The following is a 19,203-nucleotide window of genomic DNA, read 5'->3' on the forward strand; positions in this document are numbered from 1 at the left end:
TTTTTCTCATTATTTGAAATATTTTGAATATATTTTATATCAAAGAAAAAAGCGCTGAAACCAGCGCTTTTTCTCTTAGATGAAAATGTCTAAAATAAGAACCATTGCAAACGCCGCAAACGATAGAATCGTTTCCATCACTGTCCACGTTTTTAACGTTTGAGCCACTGACATATTGAAGAATTCTTTGATTAACCAGAAGCCAGAATCATTTACGTGCGATAACATTACAGAACCTGCGCCTGTTGCTAGCACCAATAGCTCCGGGCTTACGTTTGGCATGGTTGCTGCAATTGGGGCTACAATACCTGCTGCTGTTGTCATTGCCACTGTTGCTGAACCAACTGCTGCACGAATTAACCCGGCAATCACAAACGCTAGTACGATAGGAGAAAGATGTGCATCTTGAGCAAATCCTGCAATCGCGTCACCCACACCGCTTGCTGTTAAAATTTTATTAAAACCGCCGCCTGCACCGATGATTAAAATGATCGAAGCAACGGGTCCAAGACATTCGTTTGTGAATTTTAATAGATCGTCTTTGTTGTATCCTCTTGCAAAACCGAACGAATAAAAAGCAAACACTAACGAAATCAACAGCGCTACGATTGGACTTCCAATAAAGTTTGTTACGTAGCGAATCGTACTTGTTTCTGGATAAACGAACCCAGTGATCGTTGCTAAAAGCATTAATAGTACCGGAAGTAGGATCGTGAATAACGTAATCCCGAAGCCAGGAAGATCTTTATGCTTCGACTCTGTGAACTGCTCCATAATTTCACCAGTTGGCTCTACGTGAACACGGCGTGAAATGAACGATCCGTAAATCGGGCCCGCCACGGCTGCAGCTGGAAATGCCACAACTAATGAATACAAAATCGTTTTACCTAAATCTGCTTTAAAGATATCCACCGCTAGCATCGCTGCTGGATGCGGAGGTACTAAACTGTGAACAACGGCTAAGCCGGCAATTAATGATAAACCAATTTTAATAAGTGATGTACCCGTATGCTTGGCAATTACAAACACAAGTGGAATTAATAGTACAACACCAACTTGGAAAAAGACCGGGATACCGCAAATAACGGCTACAACCATCATTGCCCAGTGTACGTTCTTTTCACCGAATACGTTAATTAACGTGCGGGCAATACGCTCGGCTCCGCCTGACTCTGCCATCATTTTACCTAACATCGTTCCAAGACCAAGAACAATCGCGATAAATCCTAAGACGCTCGCTACTCCTTCTTGGAACGCCGTTACGATATCAGGCAGCTTCATACCTGAAATAAGACCCATAAACAAAGCCGCGACAATCAGTGCTACGAACGGATTTGTTTTAAATTTAGCAATTAAAAAGATAAGTCCGACAATCGATACAATCGCATACAGCAAAAGACTTGCTTCATGACTTAATCCGAATACTGAATTCATATGTTCATCCCCTTAGTGTGACCATTTTTCATGTACGTACATCCAAATAATGTATACGCTTTCAAATATTTTCTAAAGTGAACGCACATCGTACGTTCACTTCTTTCTATTTACTTAGTAATTCAACCGTTTCTCGAAGCGTTGTTTTTGCTCCAACATTCCCAGGGAAAATGATGTACGCAATGCCTGGAAACTTGCTTTCCTCTCCCGTTACCCATACCGGAATGCCCGGCTTGATTTGTCCGGCAACCGTCGCACGCTTTACTGATAAGCCGTTTACGCCAATGTCACTTGACGTAATGCCGCCTTTTGCAACGATAAAGTTTGGACGAACGTTCAAGCGGCGAACAATGCTTGTAACCGCATCTGAAATTTTCACCGATAATTTAAGCTCTTCTTCTTTTTTGCCTTCGCCAAGATCTAAGCGCTCGCGTCTTGTATACACAGCTACCGTTTGACCTTTAGAAATAAGCTTCTCTGCTCCATTGATAATACGGTTCACTTCTGCTTCAAACTTTTCAGGTTCTAAGACAAGATGACAATCAAATTCAATAAATTCAATGAAGCTGCATTTCTTCAATTCTTCTAACTGCTCTGTTGTTTTTTTAACATGCGAACCAACCATAATTAATCCGCCGTTTGACGACTTTTCTTTAATGAGCTCTTCTTTTGTTAACAAATCTTTATCGCTCACGCCGCCCATTACTTTTGTTAAAGCCGCAGCGCTGCGATACATAAAATGCTTTCCAAGCTTCATCGCGCGAAGAAGCGCAATCGTCACAACTTTTACATCTACATAATCCACTGCGTTCACGATCACTTTGTTAAAGTCTTTCACTTCTATTAACTGATTTGTGATCGTCACTAAATCAAGTGCACGAATACTTCCGAGCGAAATATATGTTGTATGACTTGCTTTGAATTTCCCTTCTGACTTTTCTTCTACCCACTGGCCTAAATGAGATTTACTGTAGCCAAACGTACGGTCTTTTGCAAACTCGGTTTCTCCTGCCGGCACCAAGTAGTCTTCATCTTGCACGTAGTGAATGTTATCAATGGTGAATCGTCCGCCTTCTTTAAAGAAAGGAAAGATCACTTCGCCGTCAAGCACTTGATTGGAGTGCTGTTCAACCGTTTTCTTTAACACTTCTGTTTCTAACGGATAGTGACCGCGAAGAGTCGAATCACCTCTGCTGATAATTAAAAACTCTTTATCTACTTCAGCCGCTACCTCTGTAATAACAGCGGCAATGTCCGCGTGGGCTTTTTCCGTTTCAGAAGCGGTAAATCCGCGTGAATTTGTTAGGATAAAAAACATGGAGTTTTCTTCTAAAAATCCTTGCTTGATGCTGTCTTTGGTCCAGTCTGTGTACACGGAAATACCGTTAACCGTTTGAACACCCGTTGGATCATCATCTAGCACGATGATTTTTTGATTAAACGTCAGCAGCTCTTCATCAAGCATTTTTTGTACAAGTGCCTCATCGACCGCTGGAATGTTTTTAAACACATCGCTTACAAGACGTTTTTCATCTTGTTTAATCATGCTTCCACCTTCTTTTTCACTTCAACGTTTGCTAATTTTTCATAGTACTGCACAATTCCGCCGTGATCATCGCTTGCTTTTCCGTCTACTTTTAACGCATGGAAAATTTCCACAAGCTGACTTGAAAGCGGAAGCGGTACGCCAATGTCATGAGCCGTTTCCATCACGTTTGTCATATCTTTTAAGTTAATATCAATGCGTCCGCCTGCTACAAAGTTGCGGTCTAAAATAAGGGGTACTTTTGCATCTAATACAGCGCTTCCTGCTAATCCGCCGCGAATCGCTTGATACATTTTTTCAACGTCAATGCCTGCTTTGGCTGCTAGTACAAGTGCTTCAGACATCGCTGCAATGTTTAAGTTTACAATCACTTGGTTTGCAAGCTTCGCCGTTACGCCGCTTCCGTTTTCTCCAACAAGCGTTATTTCTGCTCCCATCGCATGAAGAATAGATGAAACGCTTTCAAAGATATGTTCATTTCCTCCGACCATAATCGCAAGCGTACCGTCAATTGCTTTTGGCTCTCCGCCGCTAACCGGAGCGTCTAGCATGTGAATTCCTTTTTGTGCAAGTTCAGCCGCAATTTCTTTTGATGCTACCGGTGAAATGGAACTCATATCGATGATAACGCTTCCTTCTTTTGCGCTATGAATTAACCCTTCTTCTCCAAGCACTACGCTTTTTACATGATGTGAAGCCGGAAGCATCGTGATCATCACGTCGCTGTTTGCTGCAACTTCAGCAAGGCTTTCTGCTCCAAATCCTCCTGCTGCTTTCACTTCTTCCACTGCTGCTTTATTAATATCGTAAACCGCTACCTCAAAACCTGCTTTTAATAAATTGAGCGTCATCGGTTTTCCCATAATTCCAAGTCCAATAAATCCAACGCGTTTTGTCATTTTCGTTTCCTCCCCTTGTTGTATACGTTTTCAAATACGTTTTTAAAAAGAATGTATACGTTAAAATATTTTTTGTATACATTTCTGATAATTTTGTATACACTCATCATATTCGCATTTTATTTATTTGTCTAGACTTTTTTTAAATAGAAATTATTTCTAAAAGCGAAACTTTCCGTCCCACCTTTTCAAAAGTTATAGTATGATTTGGGTATACGCGTACAAAATGATAAAAACTAAAGAGAGAAAGAGACGAGATTTCCTCGTGTCGAATGCTAGAGGTGAAGCAGAGTATGTTAAGAAATCAAGGTTCTCGTTCGTCTCATCACCCTTCTTATGAGATGATTCGAGATAAAATTTTAAATGGTGAGCTTGAAGGCGGTACAAAAATTGTCGAAGAAAAATTAGCGAGCGAGCTTGGATTTAGCCGAACGCCGATTCGTGATTCTATTAGACGCTTAGAATATGAAGGACTGATTGTTCGAAAAAAAGTGGTGTCGCCGACAGAAAAAGACTTACGCAACTTGTTTGAAGTGCGAATGCTGCTAGAAGGCTCAGCTTCTAAAGCTGCTGCAACTTTTTTGTCTGATAACGAATTAGAAGAATTAAAGGAATGCGTAGACATCGGAAGAAACGGCTCATTTGAAGACATTATGAGCGCGAATGAACGTTTTCACGCCATTATTGTGAACGCAAGCAACAATGACGTAATGATTAATATCATCGACCGCATGCAGTCGATCATTTATTTATTCCGTCATACGGTCGTATTTTACAACCGCCCGTTTTTAATTGACGAACATGAAGACATTTATAACGCTATTAAAGAACGCAATGCTGAAAAAGCTGAAGCGTTAATGCAGGAGCATCTTCAAAAAGATTTAGAGTTTTGCCTGCATTTGCTTCAGCGAAGACAATAAAAAAGCTGCCAATCGGCAGCTTTTTTATACGTACATCTTTTCTTTTATAGAAATGTCAGCTAACTGTCCGCTGCTGTTTTTGAACACCACGTGTTTCTTTGAAAACTTCGTTGGCGAATCAATACCGGCTGCTGCGGCTAAATTAAACAATCCTTCACGTAATGACAGCACGTAGTTGCACACGCGGTATGACTTTTCTTCAATAATAAGCGCTTTTTGCAGCTTTGGATCTGTTGTCGCTACGCCGACTGGGCACTTATTGTTGTGACAAACCTGCGCTTGAATACAGCCAACAGAAAACATAAAGCCTCTGGCAATATTAACGCAGTCGGCACCCAGTGATAAAGCCGTCGCAATTTTATCAGCCGTTAACAGCTTGCCCGATGCAAAAAGTTTTACTTGATCACGAACGCCATACTTTTTAAGCAGGTCATCCACAAAAGGAAGTCCTGAAAACAGCGGTACCCCCGCTCCGTCCGCTAGTTCTTGAAACGATGCGCCCGTTCCGCCTTCTGCTCCGTCGATCGTAATAAAATCAGGTCCGCTTCCTGTCTCTTTCATATAGGCCGCCATTTCTTCAAGATCATTTGTGTTTCCGACAACCATTTTAATGCCTACTGGCTTGCCGCCCACATTTCGAAGTTTTTCAATAAACTGGAACATTTCAGGATACGATGCAAACTCTTTAAAACGGTTTGGACTGTCTACCGATTCTCCTGGCTTCAAGTTGCGGATTTCTGCGATTTCTTCCGTTACTTTAGAACCGTCCACGTGACCGCCTCGCGTTTTAGCTCCTTGGGCGAGCTTAATTTCAAACGCTTTGATTTGCTTCATTTCGCTTTTCTTTTTAAATTCTTCCCATGAAAATTCGCCTTCTTTTGTCCGAACGCCATAGAGTCCTGGCCCAATTTGAAAAATAATATCGACGTTTCCTTTTAAATGATAAGGTGACAGTCCTCCTTCTCCCGTGTTCATCCACGTGCCGCCTGCTCGTCCTAAACCTAGTGATAAAGCCGTAATTGCGTGGTCACCAAGCGCTCCAAAGCTCATGGCTGATTGACCGATTAATCCTTTTACAACAAACGGATTTTTGCATGAAGGACCTATAACGACCGCTTCTTCATCCCGCAAATAAAACGGATCCGCTTCTTTTTCTTCTCGGTGCTCTCTTCGGCTAAATAAGTTATCCGCGTCCATTTTATATACTTTTGTGTTGATTTTTTTCGTATTATCCACTTTCATTTCATCGCGCTGCTTTGGAAACACCGCGTTTCGAATATAGTAGCCTGGTTCGTTAAAATCACGCTCTGAGCCAAACCCCATCATTCGGTTGAGGTATTTACCTGACTTAACGGTTTGCTCATATTGATTTCTAGAAAACGGCTTGCCTTCATTATTATTTAAAAATAAATACTGACGCAGTTCAGGCCCCATTTTCTCAAAAATATAGCGTATTTTCCCGAGCAGCGGATAGTTTCTCAAAACCGAATGCTCTTCTTGTTTTTCGTCTTTCAGCCAAAGAATAATAGCAATAATAACCGGCACTACAATCACAAGCATCATTACCGCGCCAAAAATAAGTAAAATGATTTCAAACACTCCCATGATATCCCTCCTAAAAAGACTCTCCTGTAAGGAGAGTCACTGATTAAAGCATTCTGCTTAGCCCTTTACGAAGCGGCGGCATTTCAAGCTCATGCTCTTTGAAGAACTTCTTCATGATATGCTTCGAATAACTGGCCGCTTGTCCGAATGAAATTTTGCCTGGAAGCGGCGGTTCATCTGCGACGACCACATCAATTACAACAGGAACATTCGCAAGCGCTGCTTTTTCAAATGCTGTTTCGAGCTCCTCGTATTTTTCAACTCGGTACCCAATCCCGCCGCACGATTCAGCGAACTTCGCAAAGTTCATTTCACCAAGCTGCGTTTGGTAATCCAAGTGACCTTGAAGCGCTTGTTCATATTTAATCATCCCGATTTCACTGTTGTTCAGCACCACTACAACAATTGGCAACTTATACTTCACGGCCGTTACAAAGTCTTGCATCACCATCGTAAAGCCTCCGTCACCGCATACGGCTACTGATTGTTTTTCAGGATGGGCAAGCTTACCAGCAATCGCAGCCGGAAGTCCGCAGCCCATCGTTGCCAGCCAGCTGGAGACTACAAATTTTTGATTCGTTATGCGGAAATGTCTCGCCATCCATACCGTCACGTTCCCGACATCAACAGATACAATCGCATCATCATCAACGATTTTTTGAAGCTTAGGAATGACTTGCTGCGGCTTGATTGGCGTACTCACTTCATTTTCTTCTTTTTCTACGTGTTTCCACCAGTTTTCCATATTAACTTGACACTCTTCTAAAAAACGGCGATTTTCTTGATAATCTAAATTATGCGTAAGCTGTGATAGCGTCGTTTTAGAGTCACCGACTAAGCCGATTGATACAGGGTAGCGTCTGCCAATTTGTGTGGCATCTGAGTCCAGTTGTATTGCTTCGGCTCCATCTGGTAAAAACTCACGGTATGGATACGAAGTCCCAACCATAATTAACAAATCGGTTTCTTCCATTGCTTCATACGCAGGCTTCGTCCCGAGCTGCCCGAGCTGCCCTAGATTATAAGGGTGACGGTCAGGCAGTATTCCTTTAGCGGGAAGCGTAAAAATAACCGGCGCCGCGATTTTCTCCGCAAACTGCGCTAGTTCAAGCTTTGCATGCTTTGCACCTGTTCCTGCTAAAATAACCGGTTTTTTTGCATATTTAATCGCCAACAGCGCTTTAGCTACATCTTCCGGGTCACTATGAGAAATGGATTTTGATACATTCGCAACTGGCATTTTTTCATCAATTTTAATCGTTGAAGACGGAATATCATCTGGAATGACTAATACTGCGACGCCTTTTTTCGCGTAAGCCGTTCGAATCGCTTGCTGCAGCAGATGCGGAAATGATTCAGGTGAATCTACCCGGTGATTAAACACCGACACATCGTCAAAAACACGTTCTAAATTCACTTCTTGAAACGATTCGTTGCCAAGCTTCGCACGAGGCACTTGTCCGGCTAACACTAACACCGGTGCACCGTCTGCTTTTGCATCGTATAAGCCGTTTAATAAATGAATCGCACCTGGTCCTCCAATTGACAGACACACACCGATTTTGCCTGTAATTTTAGCGTAAGAAGATGCCGCCAGTGCGCCTACTTCCTCGTGACGGACTTGAATAAATTCAATTTCATCTTTTTCACTGCGCAGATTGTCCATAAAATGATTGATGGAATCTCCTGGCATACCGAAAATGTGATCGATATTCCATTCTTTTAATACCGACATAGCTGCTTTGCCAGCTGTAGTTTTTATCATATTCAGCCTTCCTTTCTTTAACGTTGTTTCTATTCCATACCACAATGAAAGAAAGACAAAACAAGGGACTTTCCCGTTTTTATGGAAAAGTCCCTTGTTTTCAGCTAAATAATTTAAATAAACTAAATTTTCTCATCGGCTCAGGCTCTAATTGATGCACCGGACGACCGTCGATAATCGCTTCTGCATTTTCAATAAAAAAATAAAGTTCTGACGCACCGTACATATCGGAAATATAATCATACGCTTTTGAAAGTGAATAGTCGTGGTAATTGCGAGCATGAACGCCAGAGGCAATCACGTGGGCTAAGCGGTATTTAATAAGGGTAAATGCCGCTTTTCTTTCTTTTTTTCCGTTTAATCCAAGAATACTAGCTGCGCTTAGCTGAACAAGTACGCCTTTTTTAACAAGCTCATACAAACGCTCGGGTTGATCTCGGAAAATCGGATGACATTCTGGTGAACGTAGAATAGGCACGACGCCTTTTGTTAGAAGATCATACAGCGTTTTTTCAAAATAAGGTGAGATATCATAGTCAGGCAGTGAAAGAAACAAATATTTATCGGTGTGATTAAGTGTAAGAAGCTGATTTCGCTCATAGTTTCGCAGAAGTTGAGGCGATAAAGGGACAAGCTGACCTGGTAATACTTGAAGAGGAATATATGAATTTGTAAGCCATTCATTAGCTGCATTCACATAGAGAAATAAATGGTGTTTCATAAACTCTTGATCACTATCATAAAGAGGCGTCGCCACAACCGATTGAACGCCTTGATCCGCTAAGGAGCGAGCCATCTTCAAGAAGCCGTCTACTTCCTCAGGTCCGCTATCGATATTAGGCAATATGTACGTATGAATATCAATCACTTTATTTCCCTCCCTGCGTTTTGTATAGCTCTATTCTACGACGATTTCTCGTGTGAAACTATGTATTCTTCTCGACATTTACCACCACGAACCCCGGAAAACCGCGTACTTTCCTGTCATCTACTCAACTAACAATATTTTACTATCACTCTATGTGAAAACGCAAACATAATTTGTAAAATAACTCCAAATAATGATGATAAAAGAAGGGATTGAAATAGGTCTTTGTATGCAAATACCCTGATTAAACAGAAGTTAATCAGGGTACAAAGGGAAAAGTTAAAAGATTCCTAGAAATTTTGTTTTTTTGATGCGTTCAGGCGGTAAAGTTTGAATGCCTTGACCATTAAATGCAGCTTCTGCATTTTGCATCAGCAGCTGAGACGTCTCAGCTCCTTTTTCTTTTGTGATGACATCATAAGCCTGACGCAATGAATGCTGCTTGTAGTTATCCAAGCTTGCACCAGAAGCAATCACGTGAGCAAGATTGTGTTCAATAAACTGCATTGCGGCTTTTTTAGCGTGCTTGCCGTTTTTACCAATAACACTATCTGAAGATAATTGTACAATAGCTCCTTTTTTAACAAATTTATATAATGCGTTTTTATGTTCTAAAAAGTATGGATGACGTTCAGGTTCGCTAATAATCGGAACAATTTTATTTAGCTGAATTTCATATACGAGCTGTTTAAGACAATCCGCCTCTTCCTGTTTAGGAATGGTTAACACGATATATTTTTCATTTGAAGCAAGCATAGCACCACGGCGTTGATAAGATTCTGCAAACGTACGATTCGCCAACACTTCCGTTCCTTCTACGATTGTAAGTGGGATATGATTATCTTTTAACGTTTGGTTGGCTTCTTTTACATAAAGAGATAGAGAAGTATTCGTTTCTTTATCATTTAAAGTCGTCGCTACTGCTTTTACGCCTTGACTAACTAAATGTTTAGCGGCATCTACAAACTGTTGCTTGCTGTTTGCTGTTCTGGGTAACATATGGGTGTAAATATCTATCACAAAATCTTCTCCTTGCTTTTACACATTCATTTGGAAATTCTAATATTATGTTCCTCATTTTAGCATACTTTTTTTACCGGAATAATAACCTTTAGAACCATAACAAAAAGCCCATCCGATGCGAACAGGCTTTAAAACAAACTAAAATATACCTAGTATTTTTCCTTTTTTTACTCGTTCTGGCTGTTCTTTAAAGATGGCTTTTCCTTCTGCTACATAGTCAGCATTCCCCATAAACTTATAAAGAGCCTGTGTACCGAGCTGTTTAGATAAGATCTCGTATGCTTTAGGCAATGTATAACTTTCGTATGTATCAGCACTTACCCCTGATGCAATAACGTGAGCCAGTCCGTGGTTAAGAAACGAAAAAGCGGCTTTTTTCTCTTTGCGGCCATTTTTACCGATTAAGCTGCCTGCGGACAGCTGAACAATAGCCCCTTTTTTCACAAGTTCATAAAGCTGATCAGGATTTTCTAGAAAGACCGATTGTCGTTCCGGCTCACTAATAATTGGGACAACACCTTTTAATTGAAGCTGATAGAGAATTTGTTCAGCGGAGCTAAATGTGTATTCGTTTGGAATCTGTAAAAGCACATATTTCGTAGAGCGGTTAACCGTGATGAGTGTATGTTGTTCAAACGCTGTAACGAGACGATCATGAATGATTGCCTTTTGTCCAGGAAGAATGGTAAGAGGAATAAATGAATGCTGTAAGCGTTCGTTCGCTGCGTCTACATGCATTTGAATTGTAAGTTGTTGGGTGTCTTGATTATCATATACCGGCGCCGCTACTACAGACGTTACACCTTGATCAACCAGGGATTTTGCCATGGCTAAAAAAGCAGTCGTATCGCGCGGCCCTTTGTCTACATTAGGCAAGATATTCGTATATAAATCTATCACAGCACATGTCCTCCTTTACTTAATAACGATAATTATATCTAATCTTAATACTGTTTTTGGCAATTTTCAATAAATTAATAGGTTTTCTTACAAAATTTTTACATAGAATAAGAAGTCCTACAAACTATATTAAAAGCAGTTCATCTCAATAAAAAAACCTGTCAAACGACAGGTTTAAGATGCTGTAAAATATTCTTCTAAGTAGCTGCTCCACGCTTTGTTGCCTTTAGCAGTTGGAACGCGCTGCTTCTCTACTAGATAATCTAGGATTTTCTCTGACTTATAATCAGGCCATGCGCTCCAATGATTGACATACTCATAGCCATTGTTTTTCGCAAATTCGCCTAAAGCTTCTGCTTCTTTTGGATAGTTGCTAGCATTATAGATTGGCTGAGACGGCTGTAAAATCGTTACAAGATCTTTATCCGCTTCTGTAATATGAGACATGATGACATTTAAGTTATCGAGCGTATTTGTAATTCCTACAACGCCATTATCATTTAATAAAAACGGCTCAAATAACAGGACGTCGGGCTTTTCTTTGATAATATCTTTGTAATCTTGATTACGAACAAAATCAAGCGTAGTTTCGTCTTTGTATTCAAGTACGCTCGTTTCTACAAGCGAACCATATGTATGATTTAACGTTTCTTTTAACCTTTCAGGCCATGCCTTTGAATCAATAGACGTTGCCTGTGAGCCTACAATTAATAACTTCATCGGCTTTCCAGATGTCTCTGCTTTTTTTAACTTCTCTTTTACGGATTTCGGAAGATTCTCTGCATAGTCTTCCCAATTTCCACTGGCCGCTTTACTAGCGCTGCTGCTTGACGTGCTTTTACTAGAAGCTTCCGCAGACATCTGATGATCCCAATACATTTTACCTGCGACAATAGTAACAATCAACACAACAGCCGCAAAAATATTTACAAATACTTTCATAAACTAACTCCCTTATTTTTTTACTTGTCTTTTCATTATAATATATTTTTTAATCATTTTTTATAAAAAATGATTAAAAATGACATTTTTTTTGATAAGATAGAAGAATAGTTGTGTATTTTGTCACATGATGAATGACACAATCTTTTTATCTAAAAAATTGTAAAGGACGATAAAAAAATGGAAACAGAACACGAAGTACAGCGCAGAAGAAAAAAGCGCAGGTCAAAAAAGAAAAAAGGATTTAAAATTGCTTTAGGTATTATACTTCTTCTTATCCTAGGCGTAGGAATTTATGGATATTCCGTGTACAGTTCAGTGGCGAATACCTTTAATCGTACGCATGAACCTCTGAGCCGTGAAAAATCAGACAAACGCTCTGAAAAAGTAAGTCTGGCAAACCATGATCCTATTTCAATTTTACTGCTTGGAGTAGATCAACGAGGAGGGGATCGCGGACGTTCAGACTCACTTATGCTGCTAACAGTAAACCCTGATAAAAAAGCAGTCAAAATGGTGAGTATCCCTCGTGATACGCGTACTGAAATTGTCGGCAAAGGAAAAGAAGACAAAATCAATCATGCTTATGCCTTTGGTGGCGTTGATATGTCCATTAAAACGGTAGAAAACTTCTTGAATGTACCAATTGATTACTACATACAAGTAAATATGGAAAGCTTTAAAGATATTGTAGATGCCGTTGGTGGTGTTACTGTAAACAACACATTAGATTTCACATATGAAGGACATCACTTTGAAAAAGGACAACTTAAATTAAACGGAGAAAAAGCACTAAGTTATTCTCGTATGCGCTATGATGACCCACGCGGTGACTTCGGCCGTCAATCTCGCCAGCAGCAAATCATTCAAGCTGTTATTGATGAAGGCGCAAGCATTAAATCACTTACGAACTATGGAACTATCCTAGATGCGATTGGCGATAACGTTAAAACAAACTTAACGTTTGATGATATGAAAGAAATTCAATCAAACTACAAAGAAGCACGCAATAACGTCGAACATATTCAAATTAATGGTACAGGTGGAAAAATGAACGGTATTTATTACTATAATGTACCAGAATCGGAACGAACAAAAATTTCCAACACATTAAAAGAAAACTTAAATCTAAACTAAAAAGAACCCCTCCAACTTCGGCTGGAGGGGTTCTTTCAAACAAGCATAAACTTACACACCGTAATAATAGTAGTAGTCACTGCCTTCTTCCATTTTACGATTGTTTAACACGGCACCCAATACTTTTGCATTAGCTTTCAGTAAAAGCTCTTTTGCTTTTACTGCAGCTTCTTTATCCGTTTTGCCACTGCTAACGACAAGAATTGAACCATCTACTTGATTCGCCAAAATCTGTGCATCCGCTACTGCCAGCACAGGAGGCGTATCAAATATAACCATATCAAACTCCTCTTTCATCTCTTTAAGAAGTTCGGTCATATTGTTTGACGCAAGCAGCTCTGCCGGATTAGGCGGAATAGGGCCGCTTGTAAGCAGAAACAGTTCTGGTACTTCGGTTCCTTGAACAGCTTGTCCAAGCGTCGACTGTTTCGTTAATACATTCGTTAACCCCACATGGTTCTCTAAACGGAACGTATAGTGAGCAGTCGGCTTACGTAAATCTGCGTCAATTAATAATACTCGAAGCCCTTGTTGAGCGTAAACGGTTGCCAGGTTTGAAGCCGTTGTTGACTTCCCTTCTCCAGGACCTGTGGACGTTAACACAATAGACTTAATGTCTTGATCTGTATTTGAAAACTGGATGTTCGTACGAATCGTACGATACTGTTCAGCTACAGGATCTTTTGGACTGTTATGAGCTAATAAACGACGCTTTAACGTAAGTAATTTATCATTTTTCTGGTCTTTTCGTTTACGAGCCATACGTTTCACCTCTTTGCTGAGCACGAGTATTTAACGGTGCCCTTACTGCTACGTTTGTTGCTTTTGGTACCTCTTTAATGTTTGTGATAACACCCATTACTGGAAGTTCAAGAATACTTTCGATATCTTGCTCTGTTTTAACTGTGTTATCTAAGTACTCTAGTAAGACGGCTAATCCGACACCAAAAATCAACCCAATGACAATAGCAATTGCAATATTTAATAACGGATGAGGTTTAACAGGAGACACATCACCTTTTACTTCTGCTTTTGAAAGAACACTAACATTGTCAATTTTCATGATCTTTGAAATTTGTTTCTGAAATACTTCCGCTGTTTTATTGGCAATTTGTGCGGCTACGTGTGGAGATGAGTCTTGTACTGTAATTTCGACTACTTGAGAATCTTTAGCACTACTTACAGTTACCTGACCGTTAAGCTCTTCAACCGTACGGTCTAAGTTTAATTCGTTTTTTACTTTATCTAGAATGGCTGGGCTTTTAATAATAACATTATACGTATTTATTAATTGGATATTGGTTTGTACTTCCGCAGCATTATACAATTGTTGATCAGACTTAGCTTGGTTAACTAGAATTTGCGTTTTTGACTCATAGACAGGTGTAAGAACAAAGAAGCTCACAACTGCACTAATTATTGCTGCAATAATTGTAACTAACGCAATTAACCAGATACGTTTCTTAAGGGTCTGAAACAATTCTTTTATACTCATTGTTTCTTCCATGATGACCTCCACATACTTTTTTTGAATCAAAGCAATATAACTATGACTATTATAATAGACATAGTTATATTTATCTATATTTTTTTGGTAATATAATTATATCCTTACAAATTTTAATTTAAGAACTTTAGAATCTTATTAATTGTTGTTTAATAATTATTTTCTAACGTTGCTGACTTAAAAAATGTAAGAGACCCTCTTTCCACTCTCTAGGCTGTTGAAAACCATTCAATTGTAAAGACATATGTTTAAATACTGAATATGCAGGTCGAGCAGCCGGTCGAGGAAATTCTTCTGTAGTACATGGATTCACTTGAATATCTATACCAGCTTCTTCAAAAATAGCTTTTGCAAACTCATACCAAGAACAGCTTCCACTATTAGAAACATGGTAGATACCATATTTCTCGCTGGTTACTATCTCTAGAATAGAATTAGCTAAGTCTAATGTATATGTCGGACAACCAATTTGATCTGATACCACCGAAAGCTCTTTACGCTCCTCGCCTAATTTCAACATTGTTTTGACAAAGTTCGCTCCATGCTTACCATATACCCATGAAGTTCGCACAATAAAGAATTTAGAATGTAAATCACGTACGAATTGTTCACCGGCTAACTTAGTTTTTCCATATACTCCTAAAGGAGAAGTCGGAGAAAATTCGTTATAAGGTTCATCAGTTGTGCCATCAAATACATAATCTGTACTTACATATACAAGCTTTGCTCCTACTGCTTCTGCGGCTACAGCAACATTACGTGTACCGTATGCGTTGATAAGGAATGCTTGGTCAGGCTCTGACTCAGCTAAATCGACTTGTGTATGAGCAGCTGAATGAAGTACGATATCTGGTTTCAAAGTATTAATCACTTCTTGAACCTGTGCTTGGTTTGTAATATCCATCTTATCTCGACCAAATCCATAGACTTCAAAACCTTTTTCAGTAAAGAGCTCGACTAACTCCTTACCAAGCTGTCCATTCGCTCCTGTAATTAAGACTTTTTGACTCATTATTTATCACCATATTGTTTGTTGTAGTAGTTTACATAGTCACCTGATTTAATGTTTTTCCACCAGTCTTGGTTGTCCAAATACCATTGAATTGTTTCAACAATTCCTGTATCAAACGTGTATTTTGGCTTCCATCCAAGCTCTGTTGTTAATTTAGTAGGATCGATTGCATAACGACGATCGTGTCCAAGTCGGTCTTCTACAAATTTAATTAATTCTTTTGGAGCGTTAAGTTTTTCTACAATTAAGTGTACAATTTCATTATTTGTTCGTTCGTTATGTCCGCCCACATTATAGATTTCCCCCGGCTCTCCTTTATGAATAACCAAATCAATAGCAGCGCAATGATCTTTTACATGTAACCAATCACGAACGTTTTTACCATCTCCATAGATAGGAAGTTCTTTTCCTTCTAGAGCATTCGTCACCATTAATGGAATCAATTTCTCTGGAAAATGATAAGGACCATAGTTATTTGAACATCTTGTGATATTAACATTCATACCGAATGTCTCATGGTACGCACTAACAAGCATATCAGCCCCTGCTTTACTTGCAGAATAAGGACTGTTTGGATCAAGAGGCGTTTCTTCTGTAAAATAGCCTGTTTCGCCTAGTGAACCATATACTTCATCCGTTGATACTTGTACATATTTCTTTAGGTTATTAGCTTTTGCTACATCTAAAAGTGCTTGTGTCCCTAACACATTACTCTTAATGAAAATATCTGGCTCTGTAATACTGCGATCAACATGAGATTCTGCTGCAAAGTTCACAATTACATCAATATTATGATATTTAACTAAATGATCTACGAGTTCTCTATTGTTAATATCACCTTTTACAAACGTATAGTTTTCATGACTTTCAATATCTTTTAAGTTTTCAAGATTGCCTGCGTATGTAAGTAAATCATAGTTTACAATACCATAACTAGGATATGTTTCTACCATATGACGTACAAAATTACTTCCAATAAAACCTGCTCCACCCGTTACTAAAATATTCATTATTGAATCACTCCCAAGTAAAATTATTATCTGCTTCTGCTAAAGTTGGATGTTTTGTATCTTTGTCAGAAAGAACTGGATTGTTAAATGGCCAATCAATATTTAAAGTCGGATCGTTCCAAGCAATGCCTCTATCATGCTGTGGAGAATACAGCTCGTCTACTTTATATTGTACCTCGGTATTTTCTACAATTGTACAAAAGCCATGTGCAAAACCTTTTGGTACTAAAAGCTGACGTTTGTTGTCTGCTGATAAAATAAAACCTTGCCATTCTCCATATGTAGGTGAACCCTTTCGGATATCTACAATAACATCATAAATAGCCCCTCTTGTTACACGCACAAGTTTTGTTTGTGCTCTGTCATTTAGCTGATAATGCATGCCTCGCAACGTACCTGGTTGCTGAGATAATGAATGGTTATCTTGAATAAAATCCATATCAATTCCATTTTGTTGAAACATTTCTTTATTATAGCTTTCTGTGAAGAAACCTCTATGATCACCAAAAACCTTTGGCTCAATCAAGATCGCATCTTCAAATTTTGTCTTTATAATATTCATGCTTTTCCACCTACCAATATTTTTTCTAATGCACTTTGATTCGCTAAACGTAGCATGTACTGACCATATTCGTTTTTCTTCAATGGCTCAGCTAATTGAACAAGTTGTTCTTTTGTGATGTATCCTTTTCTAAATGCTATTTCTTCTAAGCATGCTACTTTTAAGCTTTGGCGCTTCTCTACAGTTTCAATAAACGTAGACGCTTCTAATAATGATTCATGAGTACCTGTATCAAGCCACGCAAATCCACGTCCTAATAACTCTACCTGAAGTTTTCCGCGACGTAGATACTCTTCGTTAACAGAAGTAATCTCTAGTTCACCACGAGCTGATGGTTTAATAGATTTTGCAATTTCTACTACATCGTTATCGTAGAAATAGAGGCCTGTAACAGCATAAGTTGATTTTGGAGCTGCAGGTTTTTCTTCAATAGAAATGGCTTTACCTTTTTCATCAAATTCTACTACACCAAAACGTTCAGGATCTTTTACATTGTATCCAAATACTGTAGCCCCTTCAGAGCTGTTTGCTGCACGCTCTAATGTTTTGGTAAATCCGTGACCATAGAAAATATTATCCCCTAAAATTAGAGCCACTGAATCATTTCCAATAAATTCTTCACCGATAATAAATGCTTGCGCTAAGCCGTCAGGTGATTCTTGTACTTCGTAGCTTAAATTAATACCTAAATCTTTTCCATCTCCAAGCAACTGTTCAAAACGTGGAGTGTCTGTAGGCGTAGAAATAATTAAGATATCTTTTATGCCTGCTAACATTAATACAGACAATGGGTAATAAATCATTGGTTTATCATAAATCGGAATTAGTTGTTTAGAAATTGATCTTGTAATAGGGTATAATCTAGTACCACTTCCACCTGCTAATATTATGCCTTTCATATTTCCAGCTCCTTTATTAATTCTTTAAGAATAACGTTTCGTATTCATGAACAATTTTTTTCCATGAATATTCCTCAACGATACGCTTTTTAGCTTTTTTTGACATTAAATTAATTGTATCAATGTTATATAAATCTGCTGAATCTACTAGCTTTGCTAAACTACCTTTATCTTTATTAAAGTAGACTGCCCCTTCAGCTCCTACTTCTCTGTTAAAAACAACATCTAGTAATAAATTAAGTCTTGTAGAGGCAAGTGCTTCAAGTAGAGAAGGATTAGTTCCTCCTACTTCATGACCGTGAAAATAGCCATATGCTTGTTCACGAATTTTTTGAAGTAATTCTTGATCGTATACTGTTCCAACAAACTTAATACGTGAATCTTGGTTAAAGTTTGTACGTTTTAAAAGTTCTTCATAAAAGCTATTTTGTTCTACATTCGAAATAATGACTAAGTCTTTTTTCGAGTTAGATGCCATAAACTCTCTAATCATTAGTTCATAATTATTTTCAGGTACAAAGCGACCAACAATTAGATAGTATTCAAATGCTTCAACGCCGTGTTTTTGATACCATTCAGTTAATTTACTAGAAGTACGGCTTAATGGTGCCTCTTCTACTGTCGCACCATACGCAATAAAAGTGGTCTTTGGAGAATAACGTTGATAATCTTTTTGTATGTAATCTTCTATTCCTCTAGAGTCGCATACTAATAAATCTGCATGTTTAACCATGAGACGTTCAGAAAGTTTCCAATACTGTCTAATATAATAATTCCATTTACTTCGCTTCCACTCATGTCCATCAGGATTCACAAATACTTGGACGCCCATTTTTTCAAGAGCTCTTTTGTATTGAGCGAAGAACGGGCCGATTCGGCAAGCCAGTACATATACTATTGAATTAGTAAGTTTGTTTTCTTTTATATAGTTCAAACATTCTTTCAAGCTTAAAATATCATACAAAACAGCTTTAGCACTTCCGATATTAGGCACTTTCACATTAAAGCAGCGAACATTGTTATGATAGAATTCTTTGTTATCTTCAGCCATACAGGAAACATGATAAGCTATTTCTTCACTAACTTTCATTTTTGTTAAATATTCAACAAATGTTTCAAATCCTCCATATTTAGCTGGAATCCCTTTAGAACCAATAATAAATACATTTTTCAT

At 38.7% G+C, this 19,203-nt stretch carries 18 protein-coding genes; 2 read left to right on the forward strand and 16 right to left on the reverse strand.

The window, feature by feature from the left end:
- Positions 1–75: 75 nt before the first annotated feature.
- From POF52_RS09265 to garR, 3 genes are all read right to left on the reverse strand, one after another.
- Positions 76–1,434, reverse strand: a complete 1,359-nt coding sequence (locus POF52_RS09265; RefSeq protein ID WP_057238872.1) for a GntT/GntP/DsdX family permease — start codon at positions 1,432–1,434, stop codon at positions 76–78.
- A gap of 106 nt (positions 1,435–1,540) precedes the next feature.
- Positions 1,541–2,980: a four-carbon acid sugar kinase family protein gene (locus POF52_RS09270; protein WP_271992050.1), complete on the reverse strand. Its 1,440-nt coding sequence runs from the start codon at positions 2,978–2,980 to the stop codon at positions 1,541–1,543.
- A complete protein-coding gene (gene garR, locus POF52_RS09275) occupies positions 2,977–3,879 on the reverse strand; it encodes a 2-hydroxy-3-oxopropionate reductase (RefSeq protein ID WP_271992051.1) in 903 nt (300 codons plus the stop codon). Before garR ends, POF52_RS09270 begins: the two co-directional genes overlap by 4 nt.
- 293 nt (positions 3,880–4,172) lie before the next feature.
- Here garR and POF52_RS09280 point away from each other — a divergent pair, with 293 nt between their 5' ends.
- Entirely contained in the window at positions 4,173–4,799 is a 627-nt protein-coding gene (locus POF52_RS09280) for a GntR family transcriptional regulator (RefSeq protein WP_095379802.1), read from the forward strand.
- Between the two features lie 24 nt (positions 4,800–4,823).
- Here POF52_RS09280 and POF52_RS09285 read toward each other — a convergent pair whose 3' ends face one another.
- The 6 genes from POF52_RS09285 to POF52_RS09310 all read right to left on the reverse strand — a co-directional run bounded on the left by POF52_RS09285 (position 4,824) and on the right by POF52_RS09310 (position 11,902).
- On the reverse strand, positions 4,824–6,404 hold the full coding sequence (locus tag POF52_RS09285; RefSeq protein WP_271992054.1) for an FMN-binding glutamate synthase family protein: 1,581 nt from the start codon (positions 6,402–6,404) through the stop codon (positions 4,824–4,826).
- 43 nt (positions 6,405–6,447) lie between these two features.
- Positions 6,448–8,169, reverse strand: a complete 1,722-nt coding sequence (locus POF52_RS09290) for a pyruvate oxidase (RefSeq protein WP_271992055.1) — start codon at positions 8,167–8,169, stop codon at positions 6,448–6,450.
- Between the two features lie 100 nt (positions 8,170–8,269).
- Positions 8,270–9,037: a tyrosine-protein phosphatase gene (locus POF52_RS09295; protein WP_271992057.1), complete on the reverse strand. Its 768-nt coding sequence runs from the start codon at positions 9,035–9,037 to the stop codon at positions 8,270–8,272.
- A gap of 279 nt (positions 9,038–9,316) precedes the next feature.
- Positions 9,317–10,057, reverse strand: coding sequence for a CpsB/CapC family capsule biosynthesis tyrosine phosphatase (locus POF52_RS09300; RefSeq protein WP_271992059.1), 741 nt, complete (start codon positions 10,055–10,057; stop codon positions 9,317–9,319).
- 141 nt (positions 10,058–10,198) lie between these two features.
- Complete coding sequence (locus POF52_RS09305) at positions 10,199–10,960, reverse strand: tyrosine-protein phosphatase (RefSeq protein WP_176583964.1); 762 nt, start codon at positions 10,958–10,960, stop codon at positions 10,199–10,201.
- A 174-nt stretch (positions 10,961–11,134) separates the two neighbouring features.
- On the reverse strand, positions 11,135–11,902 hold the full coding sequence (locus POF52_RS09310; protein WP_271992062.1) for an SGNH/GDSL hydrolase family protein: 768 nt from the start codon (positions 11,900–11,902) through the stop codon (positions 11,135–11,137).
- 180 nt (positions 11,903–12,082) lie between these two features.
- On the opposite strand from POF52_RS09310, the gene tagU reads away from it, so the two are divergent.
- Positions 12,083–13,039: a polyisoprenyl-teichoic acid--peptidoglycan teichoic acid transferase TagU gene (tagU, locus tag POF52_RS09315; RefSeq protein ID WP_271992064.1), complete on the forward strand. Its 957-nt coding sequence runs from the start codon at positions 12,083–12,085 to the stop codon at positions 13,037–13,039.
- 51 nt (positions 13,040–13,090) lie between these two features.
- Here the strand turns inward: tagU and POF52_RS09320 are convergent, their stop codons facing one another.
- From POF52_RS09320 to cps2T, 7 genes are all read right to left on the reverse strand, one after another.
- Positions 13,091–13,801 (reverse strand): CpsD/CapB family tyrosine-protein kinase, encoded by a 711-nt coding sequence (locus POF52_RS09320; protein WP_271992065.1) that lies wholly within the window; start codon positions 13,799–13,801, stop codon positions 13,091–13,093.
- Positions 13,791–14,546: a YveK family protein gene (locus POF52_RS09325; RefSeq protein ID WP_271992067.1), complete on the reverse strand. Its 756-nt coding sequence runs from the start codon at positions 14,544–14,546 to the stop codon at positions 13,791–13,793. Before POF52_RS09325 ends, POF52_RS09320 begins: the two co-directional genes overlap by 11 nt.
- Before the next feature lie 163 nt (positions 14,547–14,709).
- The gene (gene rfbD / locus POF52_RS09330) at positions 14,710–15,558 is read right to left on the reverse strand and encodes a dTDP-4-dehydrorhamnose reductase (protein ID WP_271992069.1); all 849 of its coding nucleotides are present in this window, start codon (positions 15,556–15,558) and stop codon (positions 14,710–14,712) included.
- Positions 15,558–16,568, reverse strand: a complete 1,011-nt coding sequence (rfbB, locus tag POF52_RS09335; protein ID WP_223546409.1) for a dTDP-glucose 4,6-dehydratase — start codon at positions 16,566–16,568, stop codon at positions 15,558–15,560. Before rfbB ends, rfbD begins: the two co-directional genes overlap by 1 nt.
- A 7-nt stretch (positions 16,569–16,575) precedes the next feature.
- Positions 16,576–17,130, reverse strand: coding sequence for a dTDP-4-dehydrorhamnose 3,5-epimerase (gene rfbC / locus POF52_RS09340; protein WP_271992071.1), 555 nt, complete (start codon positions 17,128–17,130; stop codon positions 16,576–16,578).
- Positions 17,127–18,029: a glucose-1-phosphate thymidylyltransferase RfbA gene (rfbA, locus tag POF52_RS09345; RefSeq protein ID WP_271992073.1), complete on the reverse strand. Its 903-nt coding sequence runs from the start codon at positions 18,027–18,029 to the stop codon at positions 17,127–17,129. Before rfbA ends, rfbC begins: the two co-directional genes overlap by 4 nt.
- Before the next feature lie 16 nt (positions 18,030–18,045).
- Positions 18,046–19,203 (reverse strand): beta 1-4 rhamnosyltransferase Cps2T, encoded by a 1,158-nt coding sequence (gene cps2T / locus POF52_RS09350; RefSeq protein ID WP_271992075.1) that lies wholly within the window; start codon positions 19,201–19,203, stop codon positions 18,046–18,048.

This window comes from Priestia sp. AB (assembly GCF_028369225.1).
Lineage (GTDB): Bacteria > Bacillota > Bacilli > Bacillales > Bacillaceae_H > Priestia > Priestia megaterium.